This is a genomic window from Helcococcus sp. SA-HE-C1, assembly GCF_985670335.1.
This window is the reverse complement of record NZ_OZ484652.1, coordinates 969,127-992,211: the sequence shown is the minus strand read 5'-3', so window position 1 is coordinate 992,211 and position 23,085 is coordinate 969,127. Positions and strand designations below refer to the sequence as shown.

General features: G+C 28.2%; 14 protein-coding genes and 2 pseudogenes. 13 read left to right on the top strand and 3 right to left on the bottom strand.

Annotation, left to right across the window (positions count from 1 at the left end; translation table 11 throughout):
• Positions 1-80: 80 nt before the first annotated feature.
• Positions 81-833, bottom strand: a complete 753-nt coding sequence (locus AC4KN9_RS05200; protein ID WP_491017566.1) for an exodeoxyribonuclease III — start codon at positions 831-833, stop codon at positions 81-83.
• Positions 830-2,029, bottom strand: a complete 1,200-nt coding sequence (locus tag AC4KN9_RS05195; RefSeq protein WP_491017565.1) for a glycosyltransferase — start codon at positions 2,027-2,029, stop codon at positions 830-832. Before AC4KN9_RS05195 ends, AC4KN9_RS05200 begins: the two co-directional genes overlap by 4 nt.
• Positions 2,030-2,214: 185 nt before the next feature.
• On the opposite strand from AC4KN9_RS05195, the gene AC4KN9_RS05190 reads away from it, so the two are divergent.
• Both AC4KN9_RS05190 and AC4KN9_RS05185 read left to right on the top strand, forming a co-directional pair.
• A complete protein-coding gene (locus tag AC4KN9_RS05190) occupies positions 2,215-3,984 on the top strand; it encodes an NPXTG-anchored protein (protein ID WP_491017564.1) in 1,770 nt (589 codons plus the stop codon).
• A 307-nt stretch (positions 3,985-4,291) separates the two neighbouring features.
• Positions 4,292-4,987 carry an aldose epimerase family protein gene (locus tag AC4KN9_RS05185; protein WP_491017563.1) on the top strand — a complete coding sequence of 232 codons (696 nt, stop codon included), beginning with the start codon at positions 4,292-4,294 and terminating at the stop codon, positions 4,985-4,987.
• A 35-nt stretch (positions 4,988-5,022) separates the two neighbouring features.
• Here the strand turns inward: AC4KN9_RS05185 and murC are convergent, their stop codons facing one another.
• Positions 5,023-6,405, bottom strand: coding sequence for a UDP-N-acetylmuramate--L-alanine ligase (gene murC, locus AC4KN9_RS05180; RefSeq protein WP_491017562.1), 1,383 nt, complete (start codon positions 6,403-6,405; stop codon positions 5,023-5,025).
• Between the two features lie 460 nt (positions 6,406-6,865).
• Between murC and glmU the strand changes: the two genes are divergently transcribed.
• The 11 genes and pseudogenes from glmU (at position 6,866) to AC4KN9_RS05125 (ending at position 22,820) form a co-directional block, all read left to right on the top strand.
• Complete coding sequence (gene glmU, locus AC4KN9_RS05175) at positions 6,866-8,239, top strand: bifunctional UDP-N-acetylglucosamine diphosphorylase/glucosamine-1-phosphate N-acetyltransferase GlmU (RefSeq protein WP_491017561.1); 1,374 nt, start codon at positions 6,866-6,868, stop codon at positions 8,237-8,239.
• 14 nt (positions 8,240-8,253) lie between these two features.
• A complete protein-coding gene (locus AC4KN9_RS05170; RefSeq protein WP_491017560.1) occupies positions 8,254-9,222 on the top strand; it encodes a ribose-phosphate diphosphokinase in 969 nt (322 codons plus the stop codon).
• The gene (gene pth, locus AC4KN9_RS05165) at positions 9,222-9,797 is read left to right on the top strand and encodes an aminoacyl-tRNA hydrolase (RefSeq protein WP_491017559.1); all 576 of its coding nucleotides are present in this window, start codon (positions 9,222-9,224) and stop codon (positions 9,795-9,797) included. The genes AC4KN9_RS05170 and pth overlap by 1 nt, the downstream gene beginning before the upstream one ends.
• Before the next feature lies 1 nt (position 9,798).
• The gene (gene mfd / locus AC4KN9_RS05160) at positions 9,799-13,275 is read left to right on the top strand and encodes a transcription-repair coupling factor (RefSeq protein WP_491017558.1); all 3,477 of its coding nucleotides are present in this window, start codon (positions 9,799-9,801) and stop codon (positions 13,273-13,275) included.
• The gene (locus tag AC4KN9_RS05155) at positions 13,262-14,266 is read left to right on the top strand and encodes a peptidylprolyl isomerase (protein WP_491017557.1); all 1,005 of its coding nucleotides are present in this window, start codon (positions 13,262-13,264) and stop codon (positions 14,264-14,266) included. The genes mfd and AC4KN9_RS05155 overlap by 14 nt, the downstream gene beginning before the upstream one ends.
• Before the next feature lie 102 nt (positions 14,267-14,368).
• Positions 14,369-14,650, top strand: a pseudogene (locus AC4KN9_RS05150) (HU family DNA-binding protein); the annotation flags it as partial.
• Positions 14,651-15,212: 562 nt separating this feature from the next.
• A complete protein-coding gene (gene ltrA / locus AC4KN9_RS05145) occupies positions 15,213-16,466 on the top strand; it encodes a group II intron reverse transcriptase/maturase (RefSeq protein ID WP_491017113.1) in 1,254 nt (417 codons plus the stop codon).
• 219 nt (positions 16,467-16,685) lie between these two features.
• Positions 16,686-16,958: an ArsR/SmtB family transcription factor gene (locus AC4KN9_RS05140; RefSeq protein WP_491017948.1), complete on the top strand. Its 273-nt coding sequence runs from the start codon at positions 16,686-16,688 to the stop codon at positions 16,956-16,958.
• Entirely contained in the window at positions 16,942-18,996 is a 2,055-nt protein-coding gene (locus AC4KN9_RS05135) for an efflux RND transporter permease subunit (RefSeq protein WP_491017556.1), read from the top strand. The genes AC4KN9_RS05140 and AC4KN9_RS05135 overlap by 17 nt, the downstream gene beginning before the upstream one ends.
• Complete coding sequence (locus AC4KN9_RS05130) at positions 18,993-21,392, top strand: hypothetical protein (protein ID WP_491017555.1); 2,400 nt, start codon at positions 18,993-18,995, stop codon at positions 21,390-21,392. Before AC4KN9_RS05135 ends, AC4KN9_RS05130 begins: the two co-directional genes overlap by 4 nt.
• Before the next feature lie 212 nt (positions 21,393-21,604).
• A pseudogene (locus AC4KN9_RS05125) lies at positions 21,605-22,820 on the top strand (IS256 family transposase).
• Positions 22,821-23,085: the final 265 nt, after the last annotated feature.

The window sequence follows — 23,085 nt, the reverse complement described above, 5'->3', positions numbered from 1 at the left end:
TATTAGAATAAATTATAATACTTATATAATTAACATAAGATAAATATAAAAAGACTCTAGGATGTCCTAGAGTCTTAATTTCATTTTAAATGCAATACAACTGGACAATGATCAGATCCGTGTTGTTCCATGTGTATACTTGCGTCAAGTATATTATCCTTAAAATCTTCTGAAACAACAAAATAGTCAATTCTCCATCCAACATTTCTTTCACGTGCTTTTGTTATATATGACCACCAAGTGTACATATCAGGAATTTCAGGATAAAAATATCTATAAGTGTCGATAAATCCTGCGTCTAATAGTTCGCTAAATTTACCACGTTCTTCATCTGTAAATCCTGCATTTCTTCTATTTGATGAAGGATTTGCTAAGTCAATTTCATTATGTGCAACATTTAGATCACCACATAAAACTACAGGTTTTTTTGTGTTCAACTTAAGTAAATAATCTCTAAAATCGTCTTCCCATACTTGTCTATAATCAAGTCTTTTCAATCCCCTCTTAGAATTGGGAGTATAACATGTTACTAGATAAAATTTTTCAAATTCGAGTGTGATTACACGACCTTCATTATCGTGTTCTTCCATATCAATACCATAATATACATTTAATGGTTCGTGTTTAGTAAATATCGCAGTACCAGAATATCCTTTTTTATTTGCATAATTAAAATATTGATAGTATCCTGGAAGTTCCAATTCCAGTTGGCCTTCAGACATTTTAATTTCTTGTAAACACATCATATTTGGTTCTTCTTGGTTGAAATAGTCCATAAAGCCTTTTTTCATAACAGCTCTTAGTCCATTTACATTCCATGAAATAAGTTTCATTTATTCTCCTTATTATCTATTTTTTGTTTATTAATATCGATAGCATCTCTATAAATAGCTAAAAGTTTTTCTGCTTGTTTCTTAAAATCATTTTCTTTTGAATATTCAATAACATTTTCTTTAAGTTTTGCTTGTTCCTCTTCTGAAAGATTTAAAACTTTATTAAATAATTCCTTAAAATCTTCCTTAGTTTCCCATTGATATCCATTTTTACCAGGTATTATTTGTTTTTCATTCGGTTTATCTAATTTGATAAGAGCAAATAAACCAGATGCCATTGCTTCAAGCATTGAAATAGAATGCATCTCAGATAGAGAAGCGGTGGTATAGTAATCCATTGCAAATAGATGTTTCGATATTTCTGTATTTGGAACAGGTCCAGTCAAAATAATTCTATCATCAAAACCATTTGTGCTAATTAAATCTCGTAGTTCATCTAACATAGGACCACCACCCACTATGAAAAGAACCGCCTTTTCCTCAGGTAAGTCTGTATAAATCCAATTTTCAACTAATTCCTGTATATTTTTTTCTTTACCAATTCTTCCAACAAAAACAAAAGCCTTTGTTTTCTCATCTAGATTATATTTTTTTCTAAATTCTTTTCTGAATTCTTCTTTTTCAGGGGAAGGTCTAAATTCTTCAAAATTAACGGCATTATCTAGTATTACTACACGCTTATCAAGACCTTGTCTTTCTATATATTCTTGTGCTTTAGGTGACGGACTTGTAATTATGGTTGCTCTTCTAGAAAATCTACCAAAATAATTTGCTGAAATATTTTGTGAAAATTCTTCAAAATATTTTAATCCAACATAGAATAAAAATTTATCATATTCACTATGTAGTGTATAAACTACTGGAATATTTCTTTTTTTTGCTACTCTTAAAGCTAAATTTCCAATACCAAATTCATTTTGAATATGGATTATATCCGGATTAAATTTAATAGGTATTTTTTTTCTCATGTTCCCAGCAGGTATAGCCAATCTGTAGTTATATATTTTTTTTAGTAATATACCAGGAACATAAACTACATTGTCAATTAATGTAGTTTCATCTAACTTTTCTGCTCCAACAGTAACTACTAAAACTTCATGTCCCATTTCTTCATATATTTTTTTTAATGAGGCTGTTTGTGTTGCTATACCATTTATATATGGTGGATATGTCTCTGTAAAAATCGCAATTCGCATATATTCCTCCTTGTTTAATTATTATATCATATCAAAACTTTATATAAAAAGTTTGTAAAAAAATTATAAAATTATAGTTTTATTAGATTATTCAGAAAATTTATTTAAAAATTGTAAAATACGGAAAAATATTATATAATTATCTAGACTAATGTCGAAATGTAAAATATACAAAGGAGAAAATTATGAAGAAAAATAAAGTATTAGCAATAACACTTACTGCTGGACTGCTGTTAAGTGGAAGTTATTTAGTTGATTCATCTAAAATTTCATACGCTGCAAAAACTGTACAAGAACTTGAAGCTGAAATTAATATATGGGAAACAACAATTAAAACTTACGAAAAAAATATTAAAGAAAATGAAAAAAAAATAAATTCATTAGAAGAGGAATTAAAAAATTCTGCTGATGATAAAAAGCAAGAGTTACAAAAGCAAATTGATAGATTAAAAGATAGAAATGAAAAAATAAAAGCATCTCTTGAGAGTGCAAAAGAAAATTTACCTAAAGCAAAAAAAGAAAAGGAAGACTTTTCTGATAATTTAGAATCAGCAAAATCAAGAGCGGTAGCAGAACTTGGTAATAAAAAAGGCTTGACTAATGAACAAAGAAAAGATGCAATAAAAGATGTAACAGATGCAACAACGATAGAGGATATTAGTAATACATTATATCAGGCAAGAGAAATTGAAAAAGTATTTGAAAAAGAATTGCAAGATGCAAGAGCAAAAGCGAATTATATTATAGAAGAAAACTTTAATGCAAACAATATTACAAAAGCTCAAAGAGATGATTTTAATAATAAAATTGAAGATGCTCAAACTAAACATCAAATAAATACTATATTAAGAGAAATTTATACAATATATCAAGAAAAAGAAAATGTATTACAAAAAGTAAAAAAACAAGCTAAAGTCATTGTAGATAGCAATATTGATGCAAAGAATATAACTACTGCACAAGGTGATACATTTAAGACAAGAATTGATAATGCGACATCTAAAGAAGAAGTAAATAAAGTATTATCAGACATTTATAAAGTATATCAAGCAGCAGAAAAAACATTACAAGAAATTAAAGAAAAAGCAAAAGTAATTGTAGATAGCAATATCAAAGAGAGCAATATAACAGAATCTGAAAGTAAAGCATTTAAGACAAGAATTGATATCGCTCTATCTAAAGATGAAATAAATAAAGTATTATCAGAAATTCATGAAAAATATGTAGCAGATCAATTAGCAGAAAAAACATTATCAGACGCAAAAGCAAAAGCTAAAGAAATTGTGGAAAATAATGTAGCAGCAAAAAATATAACATCTGCACAAGGAGATGCTTATAAAAATAGAATTGATAACGCTCCATCTAAAAATGAAATAAATAAAGTATTATCAGAAGTTCATAAAAAATATGTAGCAGATCAATTAGCAGAAAAAACATTACCAGACGCAAAAGTAAAAGCTAAAGAAATTGTAGGAAATAATGTAGCAGCAAAGAATATAACATCTGTACAAGGAGATGCTTATAATAAGAGAATTGATGATGCTAAATCAGTTGATGAAATTAATGAAATCTTAAAAGAAATTCATGAAAAATATGTAGCAGATCAATTAGCAGAAAAAACATTATCAGACGCAAAAGCTAAAGCTAAAGAAATTGTAGAAAATAATGTAGCAGCAAAAAATATAACACCTGCACAAGGAGATGCTTATAATAAGAGAATTGATAATGCTAAATCAGTTGATGAAATTAATAAAATCTTAAAAGAAATTTATGATATCTATAAAGCTGATAAAAAGGATAATAATGTTGTGAAACCTACTCCAGAAAAACAAAACTCATCACAAGGAAAAACCGAAAATCCTAAAACAGGCGTTTCTGGTATATCATTAACAGTAGGAGCTCTTGCGATGTCAGTGGCAGGTATATTAGGTTTAAGAAAGAAAAAAAATAAATAAATAAAATATAAATAGTTATATATATTATAATAGAGACTATATAAAATTTTATGTATAGAAACCTCCTGATTTGGGTAAAGAAAAACTAATCAGGAGGAATTTTTATGCCAAGAAGGAGATCAGAAACAGTATTAAAAAATTATTGGTATATTATTGTTGATGTATTAGGTCTTTAATACTAAGGAGAATTCTATAATTTTCTAATTATAAAGTTCATACAGTCCACAAAATTATATGTTTAAATATGCGAATAGATAATTTATAAGAATAAAAATAATTTAACATTTAATAAGTTGAAGGAGAGAAAATGCAAAAGATAATCAAAAATGAAAGTATAGAAATAGAAATTAATTCACTTGGAGCGTATATTGAAAGCTTAACATTTAAAAATATTCCAATAATTTTTTCAAGAAAAGAAATTAAAGAGAATGGAATATTAAAAGATAGGGGAGGTTCTCATATTTGTTTACCATTTTTTGGATTAAATGATAATTATGATCTACCAAGGCACGGTTTTGGTAGAGAAAGTAAATGGGAATTGATACATGAAAATGAAAATGAAGTTACATATGAATTAAAAAACTCTACATATGGGTATGAACATTTAGTTTCAAGATTAAGTTATATTATTCACGAAAATACAGTGATTACTAAATTGGTATTAAAAAATATTGGAAATAAAGAATTAGAAGTTAGCCCAGCGTTTCACCCATATTTTAAATTTGAAGATATGAAAAATGTGAAAATAAATAAAAATAAAATTTTATTTTCAAAAGAAGAATTAGAAGAATCTGTTTTTATAGAAGAAGTTTATGAATTAGAAACAGAAAAATATATTGTTAATTTCAGAAATAAAGATTTAAATAGGTTTGTGCTTTGGTCCAGTTTTTCAGAAAATTTTCTATGCGTGGAACCTACATATAATTTGCTTGAAAAAACATATATCTTAAAATCTGGAGAATCTAAGGAATTTAATTTTGCAATGATAATAAAATTAAAATAAAAAGAGGATTTAGTTTTAAAAACTAAATCCTCTTTTTATTTGATTAACATTTTTGCTAAAATATGAGGTTTTCCTGCACCTATTGTTATAACTAAATCATCTGAAGTAATTCTTTTTTGTAATTCTTTCTTTACTGTTTCAAAATCTGAAATATATTTTGCATTTACTCCATTTTTAACGATTTTATCTACTAAATCTCTAGAGTGAATATTTGGATTAAATTCTTCTCTAGCACCATAAATATCAGTGATAATAACTTCATCTGCACTAGAAAAAGCTTTTGAAAATTCGTTTAAGAATGATAATGTTCTTGAATACTGATGTGGCTCAAAAACAGTTATTATATTTTTATCAGTAAATGACTTTGCAGCTCTTAAAGTTGTATCGATTTCTACTGGATGATGAGCATAGTCTGTTATTATTTTTGCTCCATTATATTCTCCAATTGTTTCAAATCTCCTATGAAGTGCTTTATATTCTCTTAAAGCAGACTTAATAGTTTCTATATCTATACCGTTTTCATAAGATGCAATGATTGCAGCTATAGAATTATATACATTATGCATACCGATAATTTGTAATTGAAAATCTTCTACATTACCGTTTTTCATTTTTAAGGTAAAGGTTGGATATCCATTTTTATCAAATTCTAGACTTTTTATATGATAATTAGCATCTTTATTTTCGATACCAAAAGTAATTACTTCTCCAGGAATATAGTCTAAAAGTTTATGAGTATTTGTATTGTCAATATTAATAATAGCTTTTGAGTTTTCATCTAAATTTTTCATATATCCAATAAATGTATCAACAATATGATTTAAGTCCTTAAAATAATCTAAATGATCAGCATCAATATTCAATACGATAGCAGTAGTGGGATAGAAATTTAGTATATTACCCTTAAATTCGCAAGCTTCTGTCAAAAGTATATCTTCCTTACCAATATTTACATTTCCATCCATTTCATCTAAATCGCCACCTAAAAGAATTGAAGGTTCTTTCTCAGTTGATAACAAAATTTTAGCAATCATTGATGTTGTTGTTGATTTCCCATGTGAGCCGGATACTGCAATAGCTTTATCGTAATTTTTCATTAGGGCACCTAAAAATACTCCTCTAGTAATTACAGGATTTCCAGTTTCTTTTGCTTTTATAAGTTCTTCGTTAGATTCAGGGATTGCATCAGTATATACAAATAAATCTTGATCTGTAATATTCTCTTTTACTTGTTTGCTAAATACTTTAATTCCCTTTTCTTTAAGTACGGTCAATAATTCTGAATCCCCCATATCTGATCCAGATACATCATACCCTTGTGCATTAATAAGCATTGCAATACCACTCATACTCACTCCTCCAATGCCAATGAAGTGAATTTTTTTATATTTTTTTTCATTTAAAATAAAGTTAAACATCTCGAGTCCTTTCAATAATTTGCCCTAAAATTATATCATAAATAAATGTAAATATAAAATGAAAAAAATATTCGTTAAAAAGTATAAAACATAAAAATATACGATTTAAGTTATTTTCATGTACAACTTAAATGGAATCTATTTAGTAACTTTTACAAATATTTAGGATTAATAAAATAGTATTTTATTATTTTTATTCATACTAAGCTCTTTTCAATATACAATGTATACTATTTTTTAAATGATTATAAATATTTCTAGAATATTTGTAAGATTTTATCAAAAAGAAAGTTTGACAGTTAAATAGAAAAAATTATAGCGATTAGGTTTATTTTATTATCCTTGCAATTATAGTATAGTATATCGTATAATTTAGATGAAAATTAAGTATATAAAATTTATATCAATATAAAATTCATTGTGTGAATTTGTGTACAAAGAGATATGATAAGGGGTTATAATGAATAAAGTTATAATATTAGCTGCCGGAGAAGGAACGAGGATGAAGTCCAGGATTTCAAAGGTTTTACATAAAATATGCAATAAAACTATACTTTCATATATAATCGATGCTTCTAAAGATGCAAGTATTGAAGAAGTTATTGTTATAGTTGGTGAAAATCAAAAAGAAGTAGAAAAAGAATTTGGTAATGATATCACTACAGTTAAACAAGAGATTGGAAAAGATATTCCTTATGGGACAGGATATGCGATAAAATTAGCAAAAGAATATATTGGAGATGATGATAATATATTAGTTATAGTAGGCGATGTACCATTGATTAGAAGTGAAACAATATCTGGATTAATAGAGTATCATAATAAAAAGAGAAACGATGCTACCGTACTATCAGCAAAACTTGAGAATCCTTTTGGATATGGTAGAATTATAACTGATGAAGTTGGAAAGCTTATTAAGATTGTCGAACATAAGGATTGTAATGATGATGAATTATTAGTAAATGAAATCAACTCTGGTATTTTTATGTTTAAGGGTGATAAATTAAAATTTGCGTTGAGTAAATTAGACACCAATAACTCACAAGGTGAGATGTATCTTACAGATGCTATGGAAATTTTAAGGAATGAAAATTCCAATATTTCATCATATATAGTAGAAGATAGTAATGAAATAAACGGTATAAATACAAAAATTCAGCTATCTGAAGTAGAAAAATTAATGAGAAAAAGAATAAACGAATCATTTATGAACAGTGGAGTTATAATGGAAAATCCAGAAACTATAACCATTCAAAAAGATGTGAAAATAGGAATTGATACATATATTGAATCAAATGTAAAAATTATAGGTGATACAGAAATAGGTGAAAATTGCTATATTGGTATGAATTCAAAAATTATTGATTCGAAAATTGGAAATGATGTAAAAATAGAATCATCATTTATTGAAGGAGCAATAATGGAAGATGGCTCAGATATAGGACCATTCTCTCGATTAAGAAAGAAATCACATCTGAAGAAAAATGTACACATTGGCAATTTTGTAGAAGTGAAAAATTCAACAATTGGTAAAAATACAAAAGCAGGACATTTAGCATATATAGGAGATGCTGATTTAGGAGAGAGAATAAATGTATCATGTGGTGTAATATTTGCAAATTATGATGGACAAAATAAATTTAGAGCGATTGTTGGAGACGATTCATTTATAGGTTCTAATGTAAATATTGTGGCACCTATAAAAATAGAAAATAAATCCTTTTTAGCTGCGGGATCCACTATAACAAATGACGTAAAAGAAGGTTCTTTGGTTATTGAAAGATTAGATGAAAAGACAATTGAAGGTTATTACGATAAAAAATTTAGCAAATAATTTCTGGAGGAGAAATGAAAAGTTCATTTAACGAGGTAAAGTTAATTAGTGGTACATCAAATAGAAAGTTAGCAGAAGATATTAGTGAAATTTTAGATATGGATCTTGCAGATATTTCTATTAATAAATTTGCAGATGGGGAAATTGCAATTAAAGTTAATGAAACTGTTAGAGGTAGAGATATATTTTTAATTCAACCAACTTCAAAACCAGCAAATGAAAACCTTATGGAAGCTTTAATAATTATCGATGCATTAAAAAGGGCATCGGCTCATATAATAAATTTAGTGGTACCATATTATGGTTATGCTAGACAAGAAAGAAAATCTTCAGGAAGAGAGCCTATTACAGCAAAATTAGTTTCAGATTTAATTGAAAAAGCAGGAGCTGATAGAGTTGTAGCTATCGACTTACATGCCGCTGCTATACAAGGTTTCTTTGACGTTCCTTTAGACCATTTAACTGCTAGACCGGTAATCGCAGAATATTTAAGAAATGTAATTGAAAAAAGTGGAGATAAAAATTGGGTGGTAGTGTCACCTGATTTAGGAGGTGTGACAAGAGCAAGAAAACTTGCAGACGTATTAAAATTACCTATTGCTATAATTGAAAAATCAAGACCTAGGCCAAATGAATCAGAAATATTGAATGTAATCGGAGAATTTAAGGGTAAATCATGTATTATTATAGATGATATAATAGATACAGCTGGTACAATTACTAATGCAGCAGATACTTTATTAAAAGAAGGTGCTACAGAGGTATATATAGCTGCTACACATGGTGTGTTTTCAGGACCAGCAATTGAAAGAATTAAAAATTCCGGTGTTACGGAATGTATAATCACAGACACTATAGAACAACCAGAAGAAAATAGAATAGATAAGATTAAAGTTCTTTCAATGGCACCTTTATTAGCAGAAACAATTAAGAGTATTACAAATTATACATCTGTTTCAGATATTATGAAGGACTGGAAATAATGTATTTAGTAGTAGGCTTAGGAAATCCAGGTAGACGATATGAAAAAACTCGTCACAATGTAGGTTTTGACACTATCGATGTTCTTGCAAAATATTTTGGAGTAGAACTTAATAAGGCAAAATTTAGTGGAATATATGTAGAAACTAGATTTAACAATAAAAAAATAATTTTAGTGAAACCACAAACATTCATGAATATTTCGGGCGATTGTGTTTACCAATTTATGAATTATTATGGAATAGATACTCAAAATTTAATTGTTTTAGTGGATGATATAGATATTAAGTTTGGTACTGTTAAATTGAAAAAAAATGGATCTGCAGGGACGCATAATGGATTAAAATCTATTATTCAAAGACTTGAAGGCGACAATAATTTTCCGAGAGTTAAAATTGCAGTCGGAAAAAAACCAGATTACATGGATTTAGCAGATTTTGTAATGTCAAAATTTACTGATAAAGAGAGAAAAATCATAGATAAAGAAATAGAAATTGCAAAAGATGCAGTTATTCATATTATAGAATCGGGTGTTGATTTTTCAATGAATAGGATCAATCCTTTAGAAGTGGTATAAAATGAAAATTAATTCACATAAAAAACTTTTTGATTCAATAAATCAAAACTTTAAAACTATATATGCCTATGGAATAATAGAAGAAGCTACAGGTCATTTAATTTATAGTATATTCAATAAATTAGATAGACCTGTGTTTGTCTTGCTTGAAAATGATAGGAAAGCATTAGAATTGTACGAAAAATTAGAAAATCTTGATATAAATATAAACTATTTTCCAGCCTTACAAAGCAATTATCATTTAATAGAAGATTTTGATTATACAAATAAAACACATCGAATAAAGACGCTCATTTCTTTAGCCGAAAATAAAAATAGTGTAATAATCACGTCTTTATCGGCCATTTCTAGAAAATTAATGAATTTAGAAAAATTGAAATCAAAAAAAATAGAAATATCTATTAATTCTAAAATAAATTTAGCTGATTTTATCAAAGAAATTAGTGAAATGGGATACCAAAGGCGAAATATTATTGAATCAAAAGGTGAATTTGCGATTAGGGGAGACATTATAGATATCTATCAAGTTCATCAAGATAATCCTACTAGAATCGAGTTATTTGATGAGGATGTAGATTCTATAAGAAAATTTGATGTTAATACACAAATGTCTGTTGAAAGTATAAAGCAAATATTGATTTATCCTAATATAGAGGACTTTGTAGAGAAAAAAGATATTAAAGAAATAATAAAAAGAATTGATGATGATTTAGAGTTTTCTAGTTCCAAAATATCCGTAGAAAATTATAAAAAAATATCAAAAAAATTTGAAAGACTAAAAGAAGAACTAATTCTAGATAACAAAGTAGAAAATATAGATTTGCTGACTCCGTATTTAAATGACCGTAAAGAATTAATTTTTGATTATATGAGAAATGATTCTTTAATTATTTTTGATGATTTTAACAATATTGAAAATGTTTATAAAACATTTGAAGATTTAAGACTTCAAGAGATAATCGATAGATTTGAAAATGGACAGCTTTTGAATAGTCACGAAAATATTTTTTTTAAATTAAGTGAAATGATATCAAAAATAAAAAATTTTCAAAAAATTAATTTCACCCCATTATTAAAGACTATGAAAACCTTTAAGCCGAATAAAATTATAGAGTTTAAGATAAGAGAAACTCAATCTTACTTTGGGAAATTTAATGATTTCATTTTAGATCTTAAATTTAATGTTGAACAAGGATATAGTTATAATATTTTTATCGAAGATATAGAAAATGCAAAAGCATTTAAGAAAAGGCTTATTGAAGAGAAAATTGATTCTGAAATAATTGATAATGATTTCGACAAATTAAAAATAGTAAGCATAGTCACAAAATACCTCGATAAAGGTTTTGACTATTATGAAGATAGATTAAACTTTATTAGTTATTCTCAAATATTTAAAAAAGTTCATAAAAAGAAATCTAAGATTGTTAAAAATAAAGATATAATAAATTATTCTGATTTAGAATATGGAGATTTACTTGTTCATAATAACCATGGTATAGGAAAATATTTAGGAATAAAAAATATTGAATTGAACAATATAAAAAGTGATTATATTGAAATTCAGTATAGAGATGGTGGAAAACTTTTTGTACCAACTAGTGATATGGATATGATATCTAAATTTGTGGGTAATGCCGATAAAAAACCACAATTATCAAAGCTTGGTGGGAGTGAATGGAAAAAAGCTAAGCATAAAGCTAAAAAAGAAATTGAAGAAATAGCTGATGATTTGGTAGAGTTATATGCTAAAAGATCACAAATAGAGGGGCACAGTTTTTCGAAGGATACTGTATGGCAACGTGAATTTGAAGATGATTTTAAATATCAGGAAACAAACGCACAATTAAGAGCGATAAAAGAAATTAAAGAAGATATGGAATCTAATAAAGTAATGGATAGATTACTTTGTGGTGATGTCGGATATGGAAAAACTGAGGTAGCAATAAGAGCAGCATTTAAATCGGTAATGGATGGTAAGCAAGCAGTTATGATTGCTCCTACAACTATTTTAGTGAAACAACATTTTTTAACGATTAAAGAAAGATTTAAAAATTTTCCAATAAATATTGACTATTTATCAAGGTTTAAGACACCAGCACAAAAGAAAAAGACTATAGAAGGATTAAAAAGTGGAAAAATAGACTTCGTAGTGGGTACACATTCTTTGATTGCAAAAGACATTGAATTTAACAACTTAGGACTTTTAATTGTTGATGAAGAGCAAAGATTTGGTGTTAGACAAAAGGAAAAAATAAAAGAACTTACTCAAGATATAGATGTTCTAACTCTGTCTGCGACACCTATACCAAGGACTTTACAAATGTCTTTATCTGGAATTAGAGATATGTCTATATTGGATGAGTATCCAAAAAACAGATTACCAGTAAATACATTTGTTATTGAGTACGATCCAGTTTATATTAGAGAAGCTATTCTAAAGGAAATGTCGAGAAGTGGTCAAATATATTTCGTTTATAACAGAGTTAAGAGTATTCATAGGATGTATGAAAAATTAGTGAAATTAGTTCCCGAGGCTAGCATAGCACTGGCGCATGGTCAAATGAGTACTAGAGAACTTGAAAATGTACTAGAGGATTTTAATAATAATAAGTATGATATTTTACTTTCAACCACAATTATTGAAACAGGAATAGATATACATAATGTAAACACAATTATCATTTATAATGCGGATAGAATGGGTTTGTCGCAGTTATATCAATTAAAAGGAAGAATTGGTAGATTGGATAGAAATTCATTTGCTTACTTTACGTATAAAAAGGATAAAGTCTTGACAGAAATTGCTGAAAAGAGATTGAAAGCCATTAAGGATTTTAATGAATTAGGATCTGGTTATAAGGTTGCTATGAGAGATTTAGAATTAAGGGGAGCAGGAAATCTTTTAGGGGAGAACCAAAGTGGACACATTGAATCTATAGGATATGATTTATTTATACGGTTGCTAAAAGAAACAATAAATGAAATTAAAGGTATAAAAGCGAAAAAAGTAGATGTTAATGTAAAAATCGATTTAAATCTCGATGTATTTATTCCAAGTGCATATATTAAAGATTCAAATGAAAAAATTAATATATACAAAAAAATATCATCAATTGAAACAAAAGATAATCATTATGATATAATAGATGAGTTGATCGATAGATTTGGTGATATTCCAATACCAGTTCAAAATATTATTGATATAGCATATATCAAAAGTATGATGATTGAAAATGATATGGATTCTTTAATTGAAAAAGATGGATATGTAGAATTATCGTATAGTGATATTGAAATTTTTGATTTTGAAAAATTAAAAATTCTTTCGGCAGAATATAGGGGAGAGATGAAATTTAACCTAATTGGAAATCCTGTTATATATATTCCGTGTAATAAGAGGTATACATTCAAGTTGATGGAATTATTACAAATCATTACAAAAATAAACAAAGGAGAATTTAATGAAAAAAATTAAATTATTAAGTATTATAGTAGCATGTTCTTTATTTTTAGTAGCATGTGGCAACAAAGGTTCAGATAAAGAAGATAATAACCAGGGACCAACTTTAGAATCAAGTAAAGAGGAAAAGGAAAAAGAAAAGAAAAAAGATGAAAAACCAGTTAAAAGAACTGATTTAAGATCTAAAAAAACAAAATATCTTTCAGTAAATGGAAAAGAAGTTTCTTATGAACAATTTTTCAAATATTATGATTTTTACTCAGGAGTTCTTGCAATGAGAGAGAGATTAGGTAGTAACTTAGCTGACTTAATGATTAGAAATATTGTTATAGATAAAGCTTTAGCAGATAAAAATGTTAAAGTAACTGAACAAGAAATTAACGATGAAATCGATAAATTTAAGAAATCAATTGGTAGTGAAAATGACTTCAAAAAATACCTAAACTTATTAGGCATAAGCGATGAAGTATTTAAGGAAAATATGGCGAATAATGTTAAGACTCAAAAGCATAGACAATTATTTGAGAAAGAAACAAAAATTTCAGATGATGAAATAAAACAAGCTTATGAATCACAAAAAGATAAGTATGATTATGTAAATGCAAAACATATTCTAGTTGAAAATGAAGAAAAAGCAAAAGAAATATCAAAAAAATTAAAAGATGGTGAAGACTTCAAAAAATTATCAGATGAACATTCTACTGATAAAGCAGCAAAAGCCAAAGGTGGTGTATTAGGAAAGGTAACAAAAGATAAATTTGATAAAACCTTTGCAGAGGCTGCATTTAAGTTAAAAGCGAATGAAGTTTCTGATCCTGTTAAGACAAAGCACGGTTATCACATAATTGTTGTTACAGAAACAGGCGTTGGATTAGAAAAACATAAAGAAGATGTTAAAAAAGCATTAGTAAATCAAAAATATGAAAATAGCATTAATGAAATAGTTAAATCATCTGATGTGAAATTATATGATTATGATGGAAAAGAAATAAAAAATAACAACTAATAAGAGAATACACACGATTTTTTACTAAAATTCTTGAAATAATACGTATATATGATATAATGATGTTACAGTTAAAAAGCTGAAAATTATAAGGAGAAAAAAACAATGAACAAATCAGAATTAATTGCAAAAATTGCTGAAAAAAGTCAATTAACAAAAGTTGACTCTACAAAAGCATTAGATGCTTTATTAGAAACAGTTGAAGAAACATTAGTAGCTGGGGATAAAGTACAATTAGTAGGTTTTGGTACTTTTGAAGTTAGAGATAGAAAAGCTAGAGAAGGTAGAAATCCAAGAAACCCAGAGGAAAAAATTCATATTCCAGCATCTAAAGCACCTGTATTTAAAGCTGGTAAAACACTAAAAGAAGCGGTTAATAAATAATTATAATATTTAGAAGAGAAAAACGGTATTGAAATCAATATCGTTTTTTTTTTGGTATGACGGGCATGTCATCAATCTGTGGTGAAAGTCCACTAAGGGCGTAGTTGCCAACGAACCTCACAGTAATTCCCAAGGTTTGCACCGTGAGATGCAGGCGAGAAGAAGGGATAGCAAAATTGTAGCCTGACGAACAGAAACCTAATACTAAGGCTTGCACGGTGGACAAGCGGACCAAAAGTCGTGAAGTCCAAAAGGCAACCGTAAACCATGCAAGTAGATTAGGCAGGTAGACAAGGAAAGATTGATGGCTTATCCCGTGAGGTCTCACTAGCGAATAAGTAGTAACAACGAATAGTGAGAAGTCAGCAAAAGCCATAGTAGTATTGAAGCCTTTGTAATAGAGGTGGAGCGAAGGGCTGAATAATTCAAAGTCAAATGGACTTGCAAAAGTCTGTATCCATATCCGACGAGAAAATCGTACCAAAGACGTAACGGCGGAAAATTTTCACAGGAGTTAGGAGTAAGAGGATACAGAGCATAACAAAGAAAGGAGACAATCCAAATGTCAGAACTGCTAGAACAAATACTCAGTAGAGAAAACATGTTTGCAGCATTAAACAAAGTGAAAGCAAACAAAGGAGCAGGAGGAATAGATGGAATATCCACCGAAGAAATAGACCAACATCTCAAAAACAACTGGGTAGAAATTAGAGACAAAATTCGAAGAAGAAAGTATAAACCAAAACCGGTCAGAAGGGTAGAAATACCAAAACCAAATGGAGGTGTACGCAATCTAGGAATACCAACAGTAGTAGACAGAGTAATAGAACAAGCAATTGCACAAGTTCTAACACCAATAGCAGAACCACACTTTAGTGATAAAAGTTACGGTTTTAGACCAAATCGCAAAGCACAACAAGCGATAGTGAAACTTCTTGAATACTTTAACGACGGATACAGCTATATTGTAGACATAGACCTAGAGAAATTCTTTGATAACGTCCCACAAGACAAACTTATGACCTTGGTTCATAACCTCATAAATGACCCAAACACAGAATCCTTAATTAGGAAATATCTTAATGCGGGAGTAATGATAAAAGGAAATTATGAAGAAACACCCAAGGGAACACCACAAGGAGGAAATCTATCGCCCCTTCTAAGTAACATAATGCTAAACGAATTAGACAAAGAACTAGAAGCAAGAGGACTACACTTTGTAAGATATGCAGACGACTGCATAATAGCCGTAGGAAGTAGCGCAGCAGCTAACAGAGTAATGGCAACAGTAACAAAGTGGATAGAAAAGAAACTAGGACTAAAAGTAAATGCAACAAAATCCAAAGTTACAAAACCAATAAAACTAAAATATTTAGGATATGGTTTTTGGAAAGACAAAGCAGGATGGAAAGCAAGACCACACAAAGAATCAATCCGAAGGTTTCAAAGAAAGTTGAAACAGTTGACAAAGAGGAGTTGGTCAGTACCAATGACCTATAGAATCAACAGACTGAACCAAGTAATTAGAGGGTGGATAAACTATTTTAGACTAGGAGATATGAAGACGGTCCTTAGAAAGATAGATGAACGACTTAGAACAAGAATGAGAATAGTCATATGGAAGCAGTGGAAGACGAGTGGGAAACGCCTATGGGGACTTCGAAAGTTAGGAGTTCCGATGTGGATGGCAAAACAGTCAGTAGGATTTGGAGACCACTATCAAGCGGTTGCCAAAACCACAGGACTACATCACATAAACAAAGAAATCCTCGCAAAGCGAGGACTTCAAAGTTGTTTGGATTATTATTTGAATTAAACCGCTGTATGCCGAACGGCACGTACAGTGGTGTGAGAGGGGCTACATGTTAGCTCCTACTCAATCGTTTAAAAGTAAATTAATCTATGTGTATCGATAAAAATATGATATAATTATTTTTAAAGGTTTAAGAGTTTAAACATAAAAAAATATTAAGTACGGAGAACAAATGACAAAAGTATTAAAATTATTTAGAGATGGAATACCACTATTTGAAACATTGAGAGAAAAAAAAGACAGCAAATATTAAATGATTTAATATTAAAAGGGCCGATGATGGTAAATGAAATTACAGAACTATCCTCACTATCTAGGCCAGCAGTATCTCATCATTTAAAGCTCTTAAAACAGGTAAATCTTGTTAAAGTTGAAGAAGATGGAACAAAGAGAATTTATTCTGCTAATATTAGTTTAATTATTCCATATTTACGAGATTTACTAGCTGAACTAGAAAGCAAAATAGAGGAAGATGGTAATGGAAAAAATATCTAATTTTATAGTAAAGAAATATAAATTTGTAATTATATTTTTTTCTATATTAACAATTATTTCAGCAATACTTTTTCTAGGTCTGGAAGTCAACTTTACTTTATCGGACTATATGCCTAAAGATACAGTTTCTATGAAATCAATAGATAAGATGTCTAAAGAGTTCAAGGAACCAATTCCAAACTTAAGGGTAGTATTAAAAAATACCACAGTCGCTGAAACATTAAAATATAAGAGAGAAATAGAGAAACTTGAAGATGTAAAAACAGTAATTTGGTTAGATTGTTTAGAGAACACATCAAAACCATTAGAAGTAATAAATAAAGATATTCGAGAAACATTTTTTAAGGATAACAATTCACTAATACAAGTTGCCGTTAAAACTGATAATGCTAAAAAATCCTTAAATAGAATCAAGGAAATTTTACCTACAGATACAGCCTATACAGGAGAATTAGTTACAGAAGCCTCATCACAGGATGCAGTTTCAAGTGAAATAACAACTATTACGATGTTTTCTTTACCAGTTGCACTAATAATTTTGTTGTTTGCAACAAACTCATGGCTGGACCCAATAATTTTACTTATAACAATTGGTATTGCGATAGTTATAAATATGGGAACAAACATATTTTTAGGAAAAATCTCATTTATAACACAATCAGTAAGTAGTATATTACAATTATCGGTATCACTGGATTATGCGATATTTTTACTACATGAATACAGACATCAAAGACAATTTTATGAAGATGATGATATAGCACTTGCAAAGGCGATAAAAATATCATCGTCAGCGGTTGTATCTTCAGCACTTACGACAGTATTTGGTTTTATTGTTCTTGTTGCTATGAGATTTGGTATAGGTAAAGATTTAGGATTAGTATTGGCTAAGGGAGTATTTTTTAGTCTTGTATCCGTTGTTTTTTTAATGCCAGCATTAATGAAAATCACTAGAAAATGGCTAGATAAAACAACTCATAGAGATTTCTTGCCCAAATTCACAAGAGCCGCAAAACTTGTATTAAAATCTCGAGTTATTATAGTAATAGTTCTAGTTTTAGCTCCGTTGTTCTATATTGGACAAGCAAAGAATGATTTCACTTATGGAATGGATGAATTTAGAGAAGGCTCAAAGGAACAAATAGATAAAAAATACATTGAAAATATATTTGGAGAAAATCGACAAATAGTAATTTTAGTTAAAAGAGGAGATATTGGTAAAGAAAAAAAACTAATTGAAGAGTTAAAAACTAATCCTCTTGTTAGAAATGTACAAGCCTATACTGAACAGGTAAATTCAAGTATACCAACAGAAATTCCTCCAAAAGAGGAGATAAAAACACTCTTAAGTAAAAATTATTCTAGGATAATATTAAATACAAAAAGTAAGTCGGAAGGTGATGAGGCATTTAAATTTATAAATTATATTAGAAATACAGTCTCGAAATATTATGATGACTATGAATTAATAGGGGAGCCAGTAGTTTTAGAAGATATGAGTAATATAATTAAAAAGGATAATAGCCTTGTTAATTTACTTGCAATAATTTCTGTTGCATTAGTAATACTATTTAATTTTAAATCACTATCTATTCCTATAATATTAGTATTAGCAATTCAAATATCAATATGGATAAATTTGTCGATACCATATTTTACAAATACAAAATTGAGTTTCATAGGATATCTTGTAATTTCATCGATTCAATTGGGAGCTACAGTAGATTATGCGATACTTTATACAAATGAATATATGTTTTTGAGACAAACGAACAATAAAAAAGAAGCAGTAATAAAATCGGGAGAGAAGGTATATCGCTCAATAATACCTCCAGCACTTATTCTTATGAGTGCAGGAATTATATTATCTATAATTTCATCAATTACACTAGTTAGTGAATTAGGTACAGTTTTAGCTAGAGGGGCGTTATTATCTTTATTGATGGTAATTATAGTGTTGCCAATATTACTCCTTTTCTTAGATAAAATCATAGAAAAGACAACTCTATTAACGAAGTTTAAAAAGGAGGAAAAATGAAAATAAATAAAATAATTTCTACAATTTTAGCGAGTATATTAATATTTTTACCAATTATTTCAACATTTGCAAATGAAGACTTAAATACATTAAAAGAAGAAGTTGTATACGTTTCAACATCTCCAACAGGAGAGATTAAAGGTGTTCACGTGGTAAATGGGTTTGAATTAGAAAAAAAACAAAAAATAAAAGACTATGGAAAATATGATAATGTAAAGAATCTAACTTCTTTAGAAAAAATAAATAAAGATAAAGATAGAATTACAGTAGAGGCAGAAAGTGGTAAGTTTTTTTATCAAGGAGATAATCCTTCTAAAGAACTTCCATGGAATATTTTGATAGAGTATTATTTGAATGGCGAAAAAAAAAGTGAAAAAGAAATTATTGGTAAAAAAGGAAATATAAAAATAGTAGGAAAAATAAGTAAAAACTCTAAAGCAAATCCCGTATATAGTGAATATTACTTGGGACAATTAGCTATAAATTTAGATTCCGATAAAGTTATCGTAAAAGAAGCCAAAAATGCAACGATAGCATATCAAGGTAGTGTTCAGATATTAAACTATACAATACTTCCTGAAAAAGAATTAGAATTTGAAATATTGACTGAAAGCAAAGATTTTGAAATGCAACCTTTTAATTTTTCTGCTATACCATTTAATATGAATTTTGATTTACCAGACACATCAGAGTTAACAAACAATTTAAAAATACTTGAAGAAGGAATATCAAAATTAAACAGTGGAACTACCGACTTAACATTAGGCATTAAAGAAGTAAATAAAAACACACATATTTTATATAATCATCTTAAAGAGTTAAATTCCGGTTTAAACCAATCAGCATCTGGACAATTACTATTAACAGAAGGAAGCTTAAAGTTTCAAAAAGGATTATATCAATATTCACAAGGAATTAGAGAATTAGTTAATAAAATAGAAGAGATGGGAAACGGGCTAGGTTCACTAAAGACGGGGTTAGTTCAACTTCGTGATGGTAGTAGTCAACTAAGTGATGGTCTATTAGAATATTCAAAAGGTGTAGATCAATATGTAGATGGTGTAACAAAAGTTAGCGAAGGGCATAAAGAACTTACAAATGGTATTAAAAAAATGTCGGAAAAATCACAACCTTTAAAAGAAGGGGGATTGAAATTAGTAAATGGTTCACAGCAAATTTATGATGGACTTGAAATATTGGATAAACTGGATCTTGAAGAGCTTACCAATATTGAAGATTTAGAAAATTTAGAAAAGATTATTAATGTCACTCTTGAATTTTGGGATAAATCAGAGAAGTATGTGGATCAAATTGATTTAGATAAATTATTAGATGCATTAGTTAAAATAAATAAGAAAAATGCAGAAGCACTAGTCGAGTTGGAGAAATTAATTAAGGCAACTGATATAGATAATATACTTAAAAAGCTAAATATTACAGACGTTGAAAATGAAGATGTAAAAAAACTCTTAAAAGAAATAAAAGAAATACAGAACAAGATTTTGTTAGTAAGAAATAAAATTGAAGAAATAGCAAAAAATATAGAAGAGTCAGCGGATACAAAAGAAAAGTTAGAAAAACTTAAATATCAAATTATTGGAAAAAACGAAGAAATCAGAAGAAAATTAGAGTCATTAAAGAAAGCATTAAAAGAGTATGATAAAGATAAAGTGTACACAATACTTAAGGGACTTTCAGGATTTAGATTTAATTATAAAGAGTTTCATGACGGATTAGTTTCCTACACACAAGGTACCAATCAATTAATTAACTCAATATCAAGGGAATTACTTTCTGGTAGTGAGGAAATTGATGATGGACTTTCAAAATTATCATTAAATGGTAGTGTTTTAGAAAGTGGTATTGGTGAAATTATAAATGGAAGTGAAAAATTTACAGAGGCTCTAAATTTAATAATTTCACAATTAAATTTCAATAAACTAGATCAAGTTAATCGTTTAGAAAATGGTATAGAACAACTTGTATCAAACTATGCACTAATACATGATGGTCAAAAATCATTAAATTACGGATTAAATAGATTGAGTAATGGAATGAATTCCTATGTATCAGGTTTTTCACAATTTGATAAAGGAGTTGATAAATTAAAAAATGGAGCAGTTCAGTTAAATGAGGGAACTTCAAGACTAGAGTCAGAAACAAGTGGTATGAGCGAGGAAGCAAAAAAACAAATAGATGAAGCTATGAAGGCTTTTAAGAAAGAAAATTTCAAGTTGAAATCATTTGTTGATGAAAAAAATCAAAATATTAAACTTGTACAATTTGTATATGTATCAGATGCTTTGGTAAAAGAAAAAGAAGTACAAGAAGTACCTATGAAAAAAGAAATGACATTCTGGGAAAAAGTTTGGAATATTATATCTTTTTGGGATTAGGTTAAAATAAAACGGATTGTTAACTAACAAAAAAGTTAACAATATCCGTGGGTCTGTAAATAATTTTGTGTATCAACCTATTTCCTGATATTAAAGGGTATGGGTTGATACATTTTTGTGTCAATAGATATTCATTTCGAGACTGTAATAAATTTTGTGTATAAAAATCTTTCTGATTAAGGTAATATAAACTTAATCAGGAGGATTTTTTTATGGGAAGAAAAAGACCAGAAACAGCAAAAAGTAGATTAGCAAAACAATTAATAGAGTCGTACGATATAAAAAATGCACAAGATATACAAGAAGCATTAAAAGACTTGCTAGGAGAAACGATAGAAAGTATGTTAAAAGCAGAACTTGATGAACATTTGGATTATGAATATGGACAAACACAACTTTCAATAAATACAAGAAATGGAAGTAGTAAAAAAACAGTTAAATCCAGCATTGGAGAACTAGAAATAAATATACCAAGAGATAGAGATGCAAGTTTTGAGCCACAAATATTAAAAAAAATATAATAGAGATATTTCAAATATTGAAGCACAAATAATATCAATGTATTCTAAAGGTATGACAACAAGAGATATTTCATCACACATTAAAGATATATATGGTTTTGGAGTATCAGCAGGACTTGTAAGCAGCATTACAAATAAAATATTACCAACTATTGATGAGTGGCAAAATAGACCTTTAGATAAAGTTTATCCTTTTGTATTCATAGATGCAATACACTATCATGTAAGAGAAAATGGACCAATAGTAAAAAAAGCTGTATACATAGCTTTAGGATATAACATAAATGGGTTTAAGGAAATATTAGGAATGTGGATTGGAGAAAATGAAACATCTAAATATTGGCTAATGGTTCTAAATCAAATGAAAGATATAGGTTTGGAAGATATTTTAATAATATCAAGTGACAATCTACCAGGAATAAGTCAAGCAATAGAAGCAGTATTTCCAAAAACAGAAATACAAAAATGTATAATTCATCAAATAAGAAATTCAACAAAATTTGTATCATACAAAGATTTAAAAGACTTAATGAAAGACTTAAAAATGGTATACCAAGCAAAAAATGAGAAAACAGCATTACAAAATTTGGAAAACTTTGAAGAAAAATGGGCAAAAAAATATCCTGGATGTGTAAAAAGTTGGAAGAATAATTGGGCTGAACTTTCAACATATTTTAAGTATCCGCAAGATATAAGAAGATTAATATATACAACAAACTCAATAGAAAATTTTAATAGACAGTTAAGAAAAGTAACTAAAAATAAATCAATATTTACAAATGCTTATGCACTAGCTAAAAGTCTGTATTTAGCAATGGTAGATGCATCAAATAAATGGACAAGTAGAATGAATCATTGGGATTTAATAATATCTCAATTATCTATTTATTTTGAAGGTAGAATTTAATTTTCTTTGTTAAAAAATAACAAAACAAAAGGCAAAGTCAAGGGTTCGCTTCGCCGAAAATTCGCCCTTGACTGTGTCTTTAGTTTTGTATACCTAAAATTAGGAAAATTAAATTTGATAAATTTAAAATTTTATGTAACAATCAAATTGAAAAATAAAATATCTGATCAGAATTAATTTTTCAAAAAATATAAATATATCTTAATCAGTATTAGACTGATACACAAAACTATTTACATAACCAAAAATATTTGCATTTTAGCAA

Bases quoted from the DNA above. Each gene is read 5' to 3' on its own strand.
- AC4KN9_RS05200 (WP_491017566.1), bottom strand. From the start codon at position 833: ATGAAACTTATTTCATGGAATGTAAATGGACTAAGAGCTGTTATGAAA.
- AC4KN9_RS05195 (WP_491017565.1), bottom strand. From the start codon at position 2,029: ATGCGAATTGCGATTTTTACAGAGACATATCCACCATATATAAATGGT.
- AC4KN9_RS05190 (WP_491017564.1), top strand. From the start codon at position 2,215: ATGAAGAAAAATAAAGTATTAGCAATAACACTTACTGCTGGACTGCTG.
- AC4KN9_RS05185 (WP_491017563.1), top strand. From the start codon at position 4,292: ATGCAAAAGATAATCAAAAATGAAAGTATAGAAATAGAAATTAATTCA.
- murC (WP_491017562.1), bottom strand. From the start codon at position 6,405: ATGTTTAACTTTATTTTAAATGAAAAAAAATATAAAAAAATTCACTTC.
- glmU (WP_491017561.1), top strand. From the start codon at position 6,866: ATGAATAAAGTTATAATATTAGCTGCCGGAGAAGGAACGAGGATGAAG.
- AC4KN9_RS05170 (WP_491017560.1), top strand. From the start codon at position 8,254: ATGAAAAGTTCATTTAACGAGGTAAAGTTAATTAGTGGTACATCAAAT.
- pth (WP_491017559.1), top strand. From the start codon at position 9,222: ATGTATTTAGTAGTAGGCTTAGGAAATCCAGGTAGACGATATGAAAAA.
- mfd (WP_491017558.1), top strand. From the start codon at position 9,799: ATGAAAATTAATTCACATAAAAAACTTTTTGATTCAATAAATCAAAAC.
- AC4KN9_RS05155 (WP_491017557.1), top strand. From the start codon at position 13,262: ATGAAAAAAATTAAATTATTAAGTATTATAGTAGCATGTTCTTTATTT.
- ltrA (WP_491017113.1), top strand. From the start codon at position 15,213: ATGTCAGAACTGCTAGAACAAATACTCAGTAGAGAAAACATGTTTGCA.
- AC4KN9_RS05135 (WP_491017556.1), top strand. From the start codon at position 16,942: ATGGAAAAAATATCTAATTTTATAGTAAAGAAATATAAATTTGTAATT.
- AC4KN9_RS05130 (WP_491017555.1), top strand. From the start codon at position 18,993: ATGAAAATAAATAAAATAATTTCTACAATTTTAGCGAGTATATTAATA.